The sequence below is a fragment of the Corynebacterium gottingense genome (assembly GCF_007559235.1).
Taxonomy (GTDB): domain Bacteria; phylum Actinomycetota; class Actinomycetes; order Mycobacteriales; family Mycobacteriaceae; genus Corynebacterium; species Corynebacterium gottingense.
The window spans coordinates 39,039-55,585 of record NZ_VMHH01000008.1 but is presented as its reverse complement, the minus strand read 5'-3'; the positions used below and the strand labels follow the sequence as shown (position 1 = coordinate 55,585).

Here is a 16,547-nt window from a genome sequence, read left to right as displayed (position 1 = left end):
TCGCCAGGCGTCGGGATCATTCCAGTTCGCTTGGATCCTCATCAACGCTTTCGAAGTGCGTTGAGTCCTCTTCGCCTCGGCCATCGGCTACATCCCGTGGCACTGCCTTGCCCATTGCTTTTTCGACCAGCACGCAAAGCCCTTCACGGCGTTGAGAGAAGAACGACGCAAAGTCATCTCCGCGCATCGCCGCCGGGGAGACGACGTGCGTTGCCAGGATCTCATCGACTTCCGCTGCGCTAAGCTGAGTTTTCTCCTGCACTTCGCCCAAATAGCGTGATGGGGCTACGCCGCCAATGATCCGGTTCGTCCTCGCACTAAGCATCGTCTTATTCACGATGGACTCACGCTGCTCCGAATCAATCTCGTTTTTCTTGCACCAGTCTTGCGGAAAGATGTGGTGGATATCCACCGCAAGCTGCTGGTATTGGTAGGCACCGAACGTCTTGGCTTCCATCCAATCAATGCATCCGTTCCCCATGATCAGCGCCATAATCCCCTTGTATGCTGCAGAGTTCCGAGTTCTCATGGAATGGAGGCGAGACTCGACAAAGTTGGCATCTGCCACCGTGCGTGGGGTTGGTGCCGAGACATCGCGGGCCCACGCTGGGACCATCTCAAGATCCCGAACGAAGCGAGTTTCAATTGCGCTGCCGTATAACTCGCCGAAAACACCAGCCCAATACCACTTGACCAGGCGTGCACGGACTTGGTGGAGATCCGCGTCGGCCCCAAGCTCGACACGCAATGCAGCCAGCGGCACAAGCTGCTTCAAGTATGGAACATCAGCCGCCTGGAAGATGTGGAGATCGGCGAGGAAGTCCGCAGCCCAGATAAACGCATCCCGAAGCGGGTCGCGCCAGTTAAGATATTCGGGAAGCGTGAGTTTCAGTACGTCCTCGCGCTTTGCTGTGACACCAACCTTGCGGCTGCCTTCAGCCGCCTCGCGTTTCCGTTTCAAACTCGCAAGCATGGTGACGGCTTGAAGGAAATCAGTGTTCTCCACCTTGTGCAGGACGGGGTACTTCGCCCAGTACTGACGGGTTTCCTGCCAGTCATCGTTCAACCGGAAATCATTATTCGTCTTGGCGTAGTAGTCGGCGTCACCGGCAAACATTGCCGTAAGAAGCTCAAAAACGTTGAGCGGTAGCCCACCAATGTTTACCTTCTCGAATACCGTAGCCACAGCCGCTTTGTCAGTCTCTCGATCCAATTCGATCGCAGGAAGTTTGTAACTCTTCGCTGGGAAAACAAATTGGCTGCCGAAGCGCTGGACGACCTCCGGGTTCGGCGCAGTCATGGCCCAGGAAAACCACGCTTCTGAGTCATATAACAGAGTGATCGGAATATAGCCTTGCTCTTGCTGTGCTTCACGCGTGCTCAGATCGAGCACAACATCTCGATCAAAGTTCGTCTTGATCTTGCCGTCTTCAGGTACGGCGATTACCGCATCCTCGATATTCTGCGGATCTTCTACAGCCAGGTTGATGTCTACGAAGAAACGACGGCCAAACAATTTGCCACGAGAATCCTTGGTTTGCACTACACCGTCACCCGACAGCGCCTGCGTGAGAGAAGTGAGTCGCTGTTGACCGTCGAGTAACAGGAATTGTGGTTTCGCTCCCTCTGGAAATTCCGTCCCCTCGACTGGCCGTGGTTTAAATCGAATCTGGTCGTTTCCAGTCTCCAGAAGCATGACCACGCCCATGGGGTGTCCTCGCAGCACCGTAATCAGGAGTTGCCGGACTCGCTCTTCGTCCCATTTGTAGCCACGCTGAAAGTCTGGCAACTGGATCGATCCGTTGTTGGTTCGCTCCAGAAATTTCTCGAGCTCAATCATCGGGGTTTGAAAACCCATACGGGAAACTCCTCCACTGGTGGCAGCACATCTCTGACCAGGTTAACCCATTGGCCTCGCGTAAAGTGCCCCATACAAGAAACGTCTTCGAGGAGCGCCACTCGAGCGTTAACGAAGCGAACAATGAGTTTCCACCACCATGGCAGTATGCAGCCTCCCTCTGAGAGCAAATACTTCACCTTTCGACGAACTTGCTACACCTGGAGTTCCGTTCTCTCCGTATTTTGAGAATCCGGGCAGCTCCCGAGTCTAAACAGAGCTAGCTCCATTTCGGATTACCGGCTTCGCGCGAACTGGGGTTTTACTGCCGAAGTCGGCGCAAATGGAGCTAGCTCCGTTTGCGCTGGCGTCCCGAATCATTATCGTGACGAAAGCACCACATCAAACACGCTCCACGAGGAACCGTATGCCGCACAACCGACCCATCCCGTATCCAAACAGTTACGCTCATCCCGACGTCACCGTCATCGGCGGCGGATTCGCCGGTACCGCAGCGGCGATCACGCTCGCGCGCGCCAACCGCCAGGTCACGCTCATCGACGCAGGCCAGCCTCGCAATCGATTCAGCGAGCACGCCCACGGCATCCTCGGCATGGACAGCGTGCCGCCAATGGAGCTGCGCGATCGGGGTCTCGCCGAGTTCCAATCCTTCGGCGGCACCCTCGTGTGCGCCACCGCGGACGCCCTCTCCCCCGCCGACGGCGGCTGGCGCACCACGCTCTCCACCGGCGAGGCGCTCCGCTCTCGCCACGTCGTCGTCGCCACTGGCATCACCGACCGCCTCCCCGACGTCCCTGGCCTGCGGGAACTATGGGGCACGCGCGTCTTCCACTGCCCCTACTGCCACGGCTGGGAGGTCCGCGGTCGCAGCATCGCGCTGATCGGCGGCGCGAATCCGCCGTTTACGGTGAACGCTGCAAAGCTTTTGACCAAGTGGACCGACCGCCTCACCTTCTTCCCCAACGGGCCTTCGCTTGACGACGCCACCCGCCACCTCCTCCACACCCTCGGCGCCACCATCAGCGACGCCCCGGTCACCCGCGTGGACCCCGACGCCGCCTCCGCAACCGGCGTGCTCGTGCGCGCCGGCGACGACGCCACCGCCTTCGACGCCTGCTTCACCGGCCCAGACTTCCTCCCCAACGACGCGCTGCTCAAGCAGGCCGGCTGCGCTACCGTCGACGGCACGGCTGACGGCTGGGTGCGGGTGCACGGTGGTGGGACGTCGATAAGCGGGCTCTGGGCCGCGGGCAACGTGGTGAGCTCGCCGGATCAGGTGCCGCAGGCGATGGGCGCGGGCGCGGCCGTGGGCATCAAGGTGGACCAGGCGATGCTGGCGGAGGATGTCGCGGGGCTCTAGGCGCACCGCCTGCGCTCGGCGAACTCGTCGAGCAGATCCAACACGTCGGGGGCTCGCCAGGCGCGGGTGCGTTTATCTAGCTGCGCTGCGGTAACGATGCCTGCCTGCGCGAGTGCTTCGAGCGCACTTGGCGCATAAAGATCGACGATCTGATCGGCGTCGCCCCGCCGATATGCGTCCAACGCAGCAAAGCAGTCATCAACACGAGACAGCAAACCTGCAAACTTAGGCACCTAAGTTTTGATGTTTACAAAAACGTCAAAGGATAGGTGGAAAAGCGCACTCACTCCCAACGATTGCCTCACCACCGTGGGCTTAACCGAGTGGGGCAGGGCGCCGTTAGATGAACTCGTGATCGCGGTGGTTGCCAACCTTGAAGAAGTACTCACCGGCCTTGGAGAAGCCATAACGGTGGTAAAAGCGCTGCACCCCAAAGTTTTGCGACCACACCCCAAGGCTGGGGGGCGTTTTAGCCTTGCCCAATCACTCCGCTCCATCCACCGCACTGACTTCGACGATCGGAGATTCCTCCTCTCCCTCAGGTGCCGCCAGGTGTACTCCCCACTCGAGGAAACCCTCGTTGCCCTTGATAGCGGCGTGTGGTGAACCGACCGCGATCGCGACGCCAATTTCGCCCTTCGACCAGTCCGGTTTTGTGTAGGTGCCGAGCTTCTTGGCGAGGTTGACGTCCGCGGGGTCGCGGTCGTCGAAAAGGGTCAACAACACGGCAGCGCGTTTGTGGGCTTCCTCGCTTGTGACGTCGAATGGCTCGGCGTCTGGGGTGTAGTCCGCATTGACGTGTATACCGGCCTTGGCCATTGCTTCGATTTCTGGCTGCCGGTGGACCGAGATTGGATTGCCGGAGGCAATACTCTCGAGGACATAGGTGTCCTTCCTGTCCGTACCAGTGATGTCGTTACGGTCTTCACGGCGTTTACGCACCACGAGGGGCACGTCGAAGGGAACGCCGGGGATGCTGACGGTTTCCGGAGTATTTCCCCGCTTTTTGTTCTTGGGAAGCAAGATGCCTACCTCAAGGAGGTCGGAGCGAGAGGGGTCAGCGTGGCGTCCCCGCCCCAGCAAACCGCGGAGGTACTCAATGAGGGGTTGGACGATGTTCTGCTTGTAATTGATGGACTCGTTCCAATTCATTGCGTCGAGGATCTGGATGAATTGCTGGGCAGGCATCGTGCCGCAGTAATAGTCCTTCACGCCGTGGCGGTGGGTCACTTCATCTTTCCACATTCCTTCCTTGCGGTAGAAGGCAGCTGAGACTGGGTCCGGACTCATCTTCTTGAGCATGGGGATCGCGACATTTTCAAAGTTCTGGCGCAACGCTTCCTTCTGTTCCCGGACGGGGATGGAGTTGAATTCCACCGGGTGCGGTGCCGCTGCCTGCTTCATGATGTACGCGTTGAACATCTTCGAACTGCTCGTTGGTTTCAGGAACGGCAACGATTGCCGGACGAGCGGTGCAAGCTTCATTGGGGTGAGGCGAGGCGCATTGTCGTCGTCAAGCTCGGAGAACGCCTTGATGTTGTCACGGAAGACTTCTTCGTCGTGCATGGCGGCTTCAAACATTTCGACCAGGTCAGCAGGTGCGTACAGTCGGACGAGGTCTTGGTAGCCCTTGCGGAACCCGAACCAGCGTCCGGTTTGCATGAGCGTGTCTGCGCTGCCCGCTCTGCGACGGAAATAAGAGACGGTGAGCCCCTCGACGGTATAACCACGCGAGAGTTTCGTGCCGCCGACCAAGACCTTCCAGACCTTGCCAGCCTCGAAGTTCGGGGAGTCCTTGCCATCCGTGTCTACCTGCATCACCGGACCCGAACTATCGGTGACGCCGACCATCATCTCTGCGAACGCTTCATTGATGAACGGCAACAACTCTTCGTAGCGTTCGGGATACGGGTAGCCGGGGTTGTAGCGTTTCTCCTGCATTACAGGCAAGAGGTCGGCCTCGAAGAGCTGCTTCATCTCGGGAATCGGGCGGCCAAGGTTATAGCCACGCTCCCTCCACAGTTCACGAAGCATCTGTGCTGCGTCTTGGTGAATGGCAGTATCGACGCCCTCATGGACCAGCATCGTGTGGTGTCGGAAGGAATACTTCGGGTCTTTCGCTTCACGATACTTCTTCAGGGCTCCGGTGAGAACGAACACATCCAGGGCTGTTTGGAGCTCGCCCCTCCGCGTTTCGTCATAAAACTCATCGCTCACTGAACTTTCGTCGATGAGATCGCGGATGAACGCCTTACTCTGCGAGTTCTTAATCGTCGGGATTTCGCTCCCATCGGCGAAGTCTGCGCGGTCGTGGAACCAGCGCGCACCACGATACGCTGGCGGCTCCTGCAGCATTAGTACAAAGTGGCGTGGGTACAGGTCAACCGGGTCGTTGGGGTCGATGAACACGTTGGCGAATGGGGTAGCGGTGTAGCCGACATACTGTGCTCGAGGGCAGTTCTGCAGGATCTCCGTAATCTGCTCGTTCACCGCTGTACGGTCGACTTCCTCCTCACTGCCCCGGCCCTTCTGTGGGCGGGTGTTGATCGACGCTTGGTCGGACTCATCGTCGATGACCAGCACTGGGAGGTTCTTGAACTCGGGGTCTGCACCAGCGGCACGGCGTAGATCGGAGTTGAAGTGGCGCAGAACAGTGGCATTCTTCTTCACCACAGCAACCAAGCACTTCATGTTTTCTAGGTTGGCTGGGTCATACATCGGCTTTGACTTGTCCGGGCGCTCAATATCGATGGTGTTGGTGCCTTTGCGCTGGTAGTCAATTTTCGACGTCGTGACGCGACGGATGCGCGGGAAGCCTGGCTCGCCGTAGCGCGGCCCATGACTCAGGAACGCACCACCACGATCGTTCCAGTCCCGCTCCCACTCCTCATCCTCGTTAAAGTAGGTCTCGTACTTCACCTCTTCCTTCGTGAGGTTTTCGTAATCCAAACCATCGAGCACTGCTTCCTTACCGCACAGCTCCTTATCCATTCGGCGCTGCGTCTGCTCGCGGAGGTTGTTCATCGTGCCGGCAAGGATGATGATGAAGCGGTACCCAGCGTCGATGGCCTTGGCGGCAAGTGCAGTGAAGTTCGCGGTCTTTCCCGACTGCACGTAGCCCACCACCAAGCCACGGGAAGACTGGTACTCGGCCTTCGTCGGGTCGGTGAGCCGGCGAAGCACCTCCGTTGCTTGCTCATCAACGGCGGCGATAGAGGCCGCATCCCAATTATTGCGGGACAGGACGTTCTTGTAGTCGGTCCAATAGTTTGCGTTCTTGGCGGCACGCTCGGGGGTGTACCAATCATCAAAAACTTGGTCAACGATCACCGAAGGCTCCGGCGACACGAGCAGCTCGTCGATATCCTCAGAGAACTTGCCCAGGTGCAACTGTTCCAAAATCCATGCGATCCGCTCGGCGGAGTCCGGTGCAGTTACTGTCTTTGGGTCGAGAGTCGCTCCGTCAGCATTTGCGATCTCGGTGATGTAGGAAACGAGCGGCTGGACGTCCGCAGACGAACCGTTACGAAGGTAGGAGCGGAGCTGGTCGTCGCTAAGTACGGTGTCGGTAAGAAGTTCGACCCCCTTTTGAATCGCAGGACGGACGCGGAGACTCCGTGCGTCATACAGATCTGAGATCGCATTCTTAATATCGTTGAAATCCATTATTCGCTCCTACTATTCGTTTCTGCTTGCGCTGCGGCGGTGAGAAGCGCATTCCACACTTCTACGTTCGCATTCGACTTTTTGGTTCGTTTTTGGACGGTGACGTCGTTAAAGAGAAGGTACAACAGAGTCTTGACAATCGGCGCGTCATTGAGCGAGCCTCTGCCAGGATTGATGAGTTTGCGGTACTTCGCGTTGATGTAGATGCAGTGGTTGGGCTGATCGATTTCGACGAAATCGTCGCCCGGAAGCTGCTTGTATTTGATGTCGATTGGGTCGGTGAAGCGGAGGCGCGCATGCTCCTCAACTGCACGTTTAACCTCCGGAGCGATGCCGACGCCTGCTTCAGAGATCTGATCTGCATTACCTGACTTCTGGTTGGACTCCCGGAGGACGTCGCGCGCGTCAGCGCAGACATCATCGAACGTATATTCCGCATCCTTGACGTCCCGGAGGGAATCGATGAACCTGTGGAAGCCTTCACTCAAGCGCACGGAGCGCTTCTGCGGGCTCACCATGAGGTACTCGTTGATCACTTGTGGGTCGTCGATAATGATTCGGAGCAGCTTCGTGTCTTTACTGTCACGGCGGAAACCGCTCCAGCCACCGCTGGTGAGGAGGCGGTCGGCGTCGTAAAAGTAGAAGCCCTGGTGACCCATCGCGTCCTTGCCCTCGAGGATGAACTCGTCCTTCACGGAACGGTTGGTCCAGATATGGGCGGTGACACCCGCGGCGCCTGGTTTTCCGCCGACGGTGAGTGTGCGCGGGTAGTCCTTGCGCGCTGAGCGGCTGCAGCCGACGGGGTTGATTGGTTTTACTGCGGGGTTCGGTGCCCAGTCGGCATCGTCCCAGCGGGTGAACATCGAGACGTTGAGGTCGCCGCGCTCGAGGAAGCGGTGGTAACGGATACCGATGTGGCGGCGCACTTTCTCCAGCGTGCTGGAGATGAAGCCGAGGCCTTGTGCTTCGTCTTCGCCCCGGTAGACATCGGTAAGGCTGTTCCACACGATGCTGGTTCCGTGCTTGAGAGTGAGCATGTCTGCGCGAAGGTTCCAGACGTCCATACTGGAACGCTCACCTAAGACGCCAGCATCAAAGGTTCCTTTACGCAGCTCGTAGCCGGCAGAGTGCTGGCCGCGCTGGCGCGACACCACGGTGACGATCTCCGCGTTGCTGAGCGAGCCTTCTTTCATGCCCATCCCGTACCGACCAATGTTCTTCTTGTTTCGCGCTTGGTGCCCGCCGAGGCGGAGAATCTCCTGCATCTGCTGCACGGACATGCCGGTGCCGTCGTCATGGATGCCGATCTGCACCAGGCGGAACCCATCGACGTGGAAGTGAAGCACCACGTTTTGGGCATGCGCGTCGATGGCATTATCGATCAACTCATCGAGGCCCGTCACCAGATCATGGTTTGCCCCGAGGGCATGGTGGATTCCCTCGGTGGGTGGCAGGGCAACGACGTGTTCAATGTCGTTCGAGATCTCTCGGAGACTCATCCGTGTACTACCTCAGTCCCTCCACGATCCGTACAGTTTCCACCGCGACGCGCGTGACCTTACCTATCAGGTCCACGATGTAACGCGGGTTCCCGACCTCCTCGGACCAATCATTCGGGTCGTTGACAATCCCGGACGCCTTGTCCTTCTTCACCTGGTAGCGATCAATCAACCACGCCAGAGCGGAACGCGAACCCAACATGTACTCGTCAGCCTCAGCCGGGATGCCGCTCACAGTCACACGCTTGTTGTAGATCAGCTTGGTCACATCGTTGACGTTCTTACCAGTCTCCGGGTCCTTCTTGCGCGCCCACTTCATCTTCAACACACGCCAGGTCTCAGGATCGGACTCGTCGCCCTTGACCGCGATATCCAGTGGGTACGGCTCCACATCCTCATACCCAACGTGCAGGTCCATCAGTTCGCTGCCGGCACGCGCAAACTTGTCGAACTCCTCACGCGAACCCGGCGTCTCGATGTGCGGCAGCATCTTCTTCAAATCCGCCGCGTACGCCTCCCGATAGTTCGGGTCGTGCAGCTTGCCGTAGACAAAGTGGAAGACATCGTCACCGGTGACATCCGCACCCAGCGCGTCGCGGTAGAGCGCCTTGATCTCGTCGGTGATGTTGTCCTTGCGAACATACCCCGCGACAACCTCGCCGATCTGCCCATAGATCGAGGATTCTCCCTCGCTTATCGACGTCCCCTCGCCGAACAACCCACCATCCGAAGCTTCAACCGGCTCCCAGGTAAAACGAGGGAAGAATTGCCCATTTCCGAGTAGCTGCACATCTGGCACCTCACACGAAACAAGCACGGACCAACCCGACGGACTGCTAGCGCCTGAAGTCTCGATGCCAATATTCTTATGTTGCTGCGTCGGGAACATCGACGGCAATTGATACACCATATCGTTGAGTTCTTTCGCAAAGTAACTGCGCTGTTTGAAAAACGGGCGGTACAACGAGGTGTAGACACGACCCGTATCAACAGCAATCTCGGTTCCGCGGGCTAACTCCTGTTTCAGGCTGCGATTCCATGAACCTTGCGTGCTATCAACCAACTCAGGATGCCGCGCAAACAACGCGTCGACACCCCGCTTGCTTTCCTCAAACCCTTCTTTTCGCAACAGGTCTTGCGCTTGGCGGAAGTTCGCAACGTGGGTCCCGATGTTTTCCACGAGTTGGGCAGTCGCAGAAGAATACGACCACGCATCACGCGCAGTTGAAAGGCCACGCGAATGCTCTTCAAAGAACTTCGTCGAATTTCCCTTTTTCTCGCCGATAACCGGCCACGTCACGAACTCGTCGCTGCGCTGGTTCAACCAATCTCCATGCTGGTTCGGCACGATTGACTGCCAATCAACATTCTCAATCGTCGACGCATCGACGATCGCGAGCTTTTCCGCCGCAGACAGATAATCTCCAATGTCGCGGTAGTGCAACTCGAACCCCGACTTCTTCGGATCTTTTATTCCGATCAGAATTGACACAGCAGCACGGGAACCGGAACCAAAGACTTTGCCGCCCTCTTTGCGCGATAGCTCTCCGGCAGTGCGCTGGTTGCCCCTCAGATTGAAAACGTACACGTCATTAAAGTCTTCAGCGAGCGAACGCCGCACACCGTCACCAGTATTGGCATCTACCCAGCCACCGTTCGACACAAACGCCACAACGCCCTGGTCCCCGATCCGGTCGGTGGCCCAACGGAACGCGCGCAGATACGAGTCATATAGGGAGTTTTTGTTCGTCGCTGTCGACTTCGCCGCATATGTTTCCGCGATGCGTGCATCCAGCGTCGGGTACTTCAGGTTCGCGTTGTTATCGTTCGCGCTCGTCTGACCTACGGAGTACGGCGGGTTACCCACGATGACATTGATCGGGGCTTCCTTCTGGCGGACGATGCGCTCGTTGTTGTTCTTAAACACCGTCAGATCCAGGATGTCGCCTTCCTCGTGGATCTGGAAGGTATCTGCAAGCGCGATGCCCTCAAACGGCACGTACTCCGGCTCGGGCAATCCCTCGCGTTGTGCGGCTTCGGCCTGCAATGCGTTGAACGTCGTCTCGATATTCACCGCCGCTACGTAGTAGGCAAGGAGCATGATCTCGGTGGCGTGCAGCTCGTTGGCGTACTTACGGGCCAGATCCTTCGGGTCAATCAACCCGGACTGCAACAGACGAACCATAAACGTGCCGGTGCCCGTAAACGGATCCAAAATATGCACGCTCTCATCGCTCAGGCCCCGGCCGAAGTGTTGCTTCGACACATCGTCGGCAGCGCGCAGGATAAAGTCCACGATCTCCACCGGGGTGTACACAATGCCCAGCTTGTCGGCGTCGCGCTTGAACGCTTTTTGGAAGAAGCGCTCATAGAGCTCTTTAATCACTTTCTGCTTACCGGAAGCACTCGTAACTCCAGAGGCGCGAACGCGTACCGAGGCATAGAACTTCTCCAGCGAATCAGTCTCAGCATCCAAGTCACTATCGTCGAGCGCGTCGACGATGCGCTGCATGACCTGGGAGACCGGGTTGTGGACGGCGAAGTCATGCTCGCTAAACAGTGCGTCAAACACCGGGGCGGTGATCAGGTGCTGCGACAGCATGCTGATCGCCTCGTCCTCAGAGATTGAGTCGTTGAGGTTCCCTCGCAGGCCCTCCACGAACGTATCGAACTCACCGCGCAGCTTCGCGTCCGCCTGGTCAAGCAGTGCGCGGATACGGGTGCCCTGCGCCTTGGAGATGTCGGCGACGTCGTCGGCCCAATCCTCCCAGTACGTGCGGGTGCCCACCTTGTCCACCAGTTTGGTGTAGATGGCTTCCTGCCACTGCTCAAGCGAGAACAACGCGATCTGCTCCACGACGTTCGAGCTGTCGTCATACGGCTGGGTGTCATTCCCATCGAGCTCTTTGACCTTGTCGTACGGCTTTGTCACTTGATCAACATCAAGCGGTAGTTCCGAAATGTCGCCCTCGTTGAAACCAATCGAGTTCACTTTGGCATTGAAGCGGTCGTCGTGCGCACGCAACGCGTTGAGGATCTGCCACACAACCTTGAAACGCTGGTTGTCGTTCAATGCCTCCGACGGCGACACCCCCGGCGGCACAGCCACGGGCAAAATCACGTACCCGTAGTCCTTGCCCTCAGACTTCCGCATCACGCGGCCAACTGACTGCACCACGTCCACCATCGAATTACGCGGGTTGAAGAACACCACCGAGTCGAGGGCGGGGACGTCGACACCCTCGGAAAGACACCGAGCGTTCGTCAGCACACGAGTCTCATTCGCCGGAATATCCGCCTCAAGCCACGAAATCTTATTGCCCCGCTCCAGCGCATTCATGCTGCCATCCACATGCTGCGCCGCAACCTCCAAATCTACGTTGTGCAGCGAAACATCATGCAACACCGCGTGCTCCCGAAGCAGCTGCTGATGCGAGGACACCAACGCCGGGAAACTCTCCGCAATCAACTTCGACGTCTTAATATCCTTCGCGAACGCCACCGTACGACGCATCGGCTCCGCATCCTCATCAAAGCCGCCCTTCTTGCCCTGCAAACTCCCCGAACGCTTAGCCAAACCATTCCACGCACCGATCATCGCAGAGGCCGTCGTCAAGTTCATGCCCTCATGCGTGCGCAACGCCATCGCCTCAGCCGCGACATTCTCATCCACCGTCATCACAAGCACGCGATAATCCGTGAGCAACCCCTTCTCGACGGCCTCCCCAAACCCCAAGCGGTGCAACTCAGGGCCATACACAGCCTCATCATCCATCGACGCCAACTCCGCAGAATGCTGCACCGCCTTATCCTTCACGCTCTCATCGAACAAGCGCGGCGTCGCCGTCATATACAAACGCTTCGCCGCACGAATGAACTCCGGATCATGCACCTTCACAAAGTTCGACTCGTCATCGCCGGCTAACGTCACGCCCGTCGTACGGTGCGCCTCGTCACAAATAATAAGGTCAAAATCCTCCAACCCCAACTGCTGCGCATCATGCACCGCCTGAATCGACTGATACGTAGAAAACACCACATTCAGTGCCTTCGCGCGCTTCCCCTGCTTATACCGCGCCGCAATATCCGGCCCAGAAGTTGACACCTGCACTTCCAAATCATGCGCGTCAATATCCTCAGCCTGCTTCCCCACCTTACTATCAGAGCACACCGCGAACGCCTTCAAATCCATCGTCGCCTGCGCCGTCCACTCCTTCAACGACTGCGACAACAACGCAATCGACGGCACCAAAAATAGCACCCGCGCCTTACCGTAATTCTGCTGCGCAACACGTTCAGCCAAACGCAGGGCCGTAAACGTTTTGCCAGTACCGCACGCCATAATCAGCTTCCCGCGATCATGCGTTTTAAAGCCCTCAAGCGTCTTCTCAATCGCCGTCGCCTGATGTGGACGCGGCTCAAAGGTCTCCCGGCGCGTCAAATGCACCTCAATCTCCGAACCAGGAAACACCACATCCCAATTCACCGGAGAATGCTGAACATCCGAAAACCCAATACGGTTTACCGGAATCTGCTGATTCCGCAACGCCTCCTCAGCGTGGCTCGACCATAAATCCGTCGTAGAAATAATGTAACGCTGAGCAAAGAACTCAACGCCCTTCTCCGTAGTAAACGAACGCCCCGACGCCTCAAAAAACGAATCCAGCTGCCCCTTCTGAATATGCGTCGTAGGCAGGTAGAACTTACACTGAATAGCCACCCACCGGCCGTCCTCCACCCGGCGCGCAACCAAATCAATCCCCGTATCCGCCTTACCGCCATTAAACGGCCAATCAACCCAGCGATACACCTGATCAAACTCCGGCGCCAACGTCGGATCCGTCCGGAAGAAATTCACCATCAACTTCTCAAATGCAAGCCCATACTTGCCCTGCGGCTGATTCTCACGGAGCTGATCAAGAACGTCGCTAAAGGTTGCCATAAGGAAAAACCTGCCAAATCTGAACGGAGACAAGGAAACGAGATGGACAACCTGGGAGCAGAGCCCGCGGGGCAGAGTCCGTAGGCGGGATTCTCCGTTGGCGGAGTCCGAGTATTAATCTAGCTGGTTTGGTGGGGAGATATAGGCATCAAGACAAGAGTCGGGATTTTGTGAACAGAATTGCGGGTGGGCGGAGAGGGCGTCGATACGTTCTTGACGAGACTTGGAGGAGCAGCACCCCCGAAATTCTGGCAATTCACTGATAGTAGCCTCTACATTTACAAAAAGTGGTATAGGAACGGTGGCACTTGTCCTCCAAGAAAGAAGACCTAGCATGAAGAAACGTTACCTTGCCGCACTGTGCGCCTTCAGCGTCGCGAGCTCAATTTTCGTCGCCCCTGCAGCGCAGGCGAAATACGTATCGGCGGACGGCTGGCCAGAACCCGGGAGACAAAGGTGCATCGTAAGACTCGATACAGCAGAGCGAGAATTGACCCAAGAATATTTCGCTATGAAGATCGAAGAGCAGACCAAACTGCAGAATCAGATGCGTAGCGATTTCCCTCAATATCAAGATCTTTTTGATGCTTGGGACAACTATCACAAAGCACAAAAGATTGATACCGTCATGGATCTCCCAATTTCCCTGGATGACCTGGAAGCCAAGGGTTACAAGCTCTATGACCAGAAGTACATGTTCTTCACAAACTCAGACGTGGCAGCAGAACTCGAAGACTGGGCGAAATTCGGCTATCCGTACGAATTTGAGGTAGGCCGAAACTGGTCTCCCGGTGAAATGCATCTGTACCCACACACCAGAAGACCCGTGATCTTCGGCAAAGACGGTGAAAACTTTACACATGCTCAAGACACGTACCGTGAGTTACCGTATGTTTGTGCGGCACTCGTCATGATTGTCTCGGGCTTTCTTGGACGGAAATCTGTAGAAGAAGTGTAGTGCCCCGCGTTCCGCGGAAACGCCTCTTCCAGCGCTCTGCCTGGTCTACGATAAGAACCACATGGGTGTAGCCGAAGAATCACTACCCTGAAGTATTCACAAGGTGGATTGAGTGGACAGCGTTTTTCTGTTTGACGGGCATAGCTCTGCGCTTCTTCCCGGACTGTTTGCGCTACAGCCGAAGGGCAAAATCAAGATAGTGAGCACTGCGGAGGCTGTCGCAGATGCACAGGTGCTGGTGGAATATCTGCAGTCGCAAAGAGAGTTTGCAGGACTTGAATTTGAAGTAGTTGATGCTGGTTACTGCGTTGACTTCGATGACTGCCTTGCGCAGCTCAACGCCTTAGAGCTGCGTACTCCGTACCGTCTTGACTACACAGATGGCAACCGCGTCTTAGCCGCATGCGCAATTTGGAAGCACCTCGACGACCATGGTGGCGAATCCCATCACTTGCGCCAGTACTTGGACAACTATTCGGGGAACATGCTGTTGGACGGCAAAGAGCATGGTGTCAGTGCTCACCGGGTTGGGCAGAATTTGCCGTTACGGCATTTCATCGGCGTTACGAGAAGAACCTTCACCGCAGATTTTGGTCCAATTCAGCTGAGAAGCAGCAGCCCTAACAGGAGAGCTGCCGCTTTCAAGAAAGTCAACCAGCTCTGCGATAAAGTAATTCGCCACGATTCCTCACACCCGGATGCGGCCACGAGCGAAAGACTCTCCAAGGCACTCGAGCCCTTGCGGGATTACCTTTCTGGACTGGATGGAGTGTCGCTCGACCACAACGCTACTGGTACCGCAGGTGAAATAGTGGTGGGATGCTATGCGGCACTCGCTGCGGATGAAGTATGCGCGCAAAACGGTTTGGAGTACGAAGTACTCGGTGGCGTGAAGATACAGCTTTCGAATGAACATGGTGTCCAGGCCAACCTTGCTGAATTCGACGTTGTTTTGCGCGTCAATCAGCGCATCCTCCACTTTGAGGTGAAAAGGAAAGACCAGCAAGCGAGAAGTCTGTTCATCGATAGGGACATGCTGGGCCGGAGCATGTTCGGCCCTGAGACGCACGCATGGGCAGTAACGCTGCGGTCCACCCAGCGGGAGATTCAGGACCAGCTCGAAGAGCTAGAAGAGGTAGGGCACACACCGGGAACAGCACGGGACCGCCTGGACTTTGATGTAATCACGTCGAGGAAGGAGCGGAGGGAGTTCTACCAGCATCTTGTGGAAAAGATCGTCTCGTTTCGACCCCGGCAGGGCTCGCCCGCGACGTTCGATGAACGTGGCGTCTCGCAGGTTGATGTGCTGTCGTGCACGTTGGGGGTCGCGTCGGCAACGCAGGCGCTGGCGGGGGAGATCGCTGCTAAGTTCGTGATGGATGGCATCGAGCGTGCTCCAGTCTTTGGCTGTTTGACTTCATCAGATAGTGCGCCTGAGCTACCTGGGGGCGTCGAAAAGAAAGTGTTCCAACTTGCTCGGCTTGATGCAGCTGTTGCGTACCAGGTTGCGTGCGCCTCGCAGCCGACATACGTGGGTGTGACGTCGGGGCCAAAGTGGGCAATTGGGGGATTTACCCGATACGCGTGGGAAAGCGAGTCAGTGTATCTGGCACACCTCGACCGTATACAGCTTCTTCTTGACGACGACACCTACGGTCGCTGCGTGCGATTCTGGAACCCACGCTTGGAGTCGCTAGCGTACCGACGCCAATACGAGGAGACATTTACCAACATCTCCGAAAGCGGAGACTACCGTCTGCTGGCTCCTGGGCAATTCGGGAAACTCACGCGCCGAGCACGGACAATTGCCGAGGAAGCCGACGCACGCGGAATTGAAGTGTATGTCCCGGCAGACTCAAAGAACGGGAAACTGCGACAGTTCCAGATCAGACACGAGACGCACGTTCCCATTGAGGTACTGATCTTGACAGGAAGAAACATGACTGCTCTTGTTGCAGTCGTGGACCAGTCGGCATCGCAACGCTTTGTTCACCAGGCAGCTGTCCGGGCTGCACGAAACCGCATCGTCGAAGAGGAGGCAAAGCTCGAGGCCGTCGTTGGCCCGCTGAATCGGGTGCTGGTAGTGCTGCCGGACACGTTCCGATCCCCACCAACAGCAAAGGAATCACCCAGCGGGCGCCGACTCACCTGGGAAACCGCAGTCCGTGCCAACGACTGGTTCGAGGTAGTCCCCTACGGGGGAATCCTCGCCGACCATATCCTCATTCCGGACGAGTTCTGGACATCTCTTACCTAGCAAGGAG

The 16,547-nt window shown here is 57.1% G+C and carries 9 protein-coding genes; 3 read left to right on the top strand and 6 right to left on the bottom strand.

All coding sequences use genetic code 11. The annotated features are described in order from the left end of the window. Nucleotides 1-16: 16 nt before the first annotated feature. Nucleotides 17-1,858, bottom strand: coding sequence for a GmrSD restriction endonuclease domain-containing protein (locus FPH17_RS09235; RefSeq protein ID WP_154880103.1), 1,842 nt, complete (start codon nt 1,856-1,858; stop codon nt 17-19). Between the two features lie 406 nt (nt 1,859-2,264). Between FPH17_RS09235 and FPH17_RS09230 the strand changes: the two genes are divergently transcribed. After that, nucleotides 2,265-3,218: an NAD(P)/FAD-dependent oxidoreductase gene (locus FPH17_RS09230; RefSeq protein ID WP_154880101.1), complete on the top strand. Its 954-nt coding sequence runs from the start codon at nt 2,265-2,267 to the stop codon at nt 3,216-3,218. Here FPH17_RS09230 and FPH17_RS09225 read toward each other — a convergent pair. From FPH17_RS09225 to FPH17_RS09205, 5 genes are all read right to left on the bottom strand, one after another. Beyond that, nucleotides 3,215-3,451, bottom strand: a complete 237-nt coding sequence (locus tag FPH17_RS09225; protein ID WP_154880099.1) for a hypothetical protein — start codon at nt 3,449-3,451, stop codon at nt 3,215-3,217. The genes FPH17_RS09230 and FPH17_RS09225 overlap by 4 nt on opposite strands. Before the next feature lie 106 nt (nt 3,452-3,557). Continuing rightward, nucleotides 3,558-3,701: a hypothetical protein gene (locus FPH17_RS09220; RefSeq protein ID WP_238397031.1), complete on the bottom strand. Its 144-nt coding sequence runs from the start codon at nt 3,699-3,701 to the stop codon at nt 3,558-3,560. Continuing rightward, nucleotides 3,702-6,884, bottom strand: a complete 3,183-nt coding sequence (locus FPH17_RS09215; RefSeq protein ID WP_154880097.1) for a Z1 domain-containing protein — start codon at nt 6,882-6,884, stop codon at nt 3,702-3,704. Next, complete coding sequence (locus tag FPH17_RS09210) at nt 6,884-8,383, bottom strand: ATP-binding protein (protein WP_154880095.1); 1,500 nt, start codon at nt 8,381-8,383, stop codon at nt 6,884-6,886. Before FPH17_RS09210 ends, FPH17_RS09215 begins: the two co-directional genes overlap by 1 nt. A 7-nt stretch (nt 8,384-8,390) precedes the next feature. Next, nucleotides 8,391-13,325, bottom strand: coding sequence for a DEAD/DEAH box helicase (locus FPH17_RS09205; RefSeq protein ID WP_154880093.1), 4,935 nt, complete (start codon nt 13,323-13,325; stop codon nt 8,391-8,393). Nucleotides 13,326-13,659: 334 nt separating this feature from the next. Here FPH17_RS09205 and FPH17_RS09200 point away from each other — a divergent pair, with 334 nt between their 5' ends. Both FPH17_RS09200 and FPH17_RS09195 read left to right on the top strand, forming a co-directional pair. After that, nucleotides 13,660-14,283: a hypothetical protein gene (locus tag FPH17_RS09200; RefSeq protein ID WP_154880092.1), complete on the top strand. Its 624-nt coding sequence runs from the start codon at nt 13,660-13,662 to the stop codon at nt 14,281-14,283. Nucleotides 14,284-14,395: 112 nt separating this feature from the next. Then, nucleotides 14,396-16,540 (top strand): hypothetical protein, encoded by a 2,145-nt coding sequence (locus FPH17_RS09195; RefSeq protein WP_154880090.1) that lies wholly within the window; start codon nt 14,396-14,398, stop codon nt 16,538-16,540. Nucleotides 16,541-16,547: the final 7 nt, after the last annotated feature.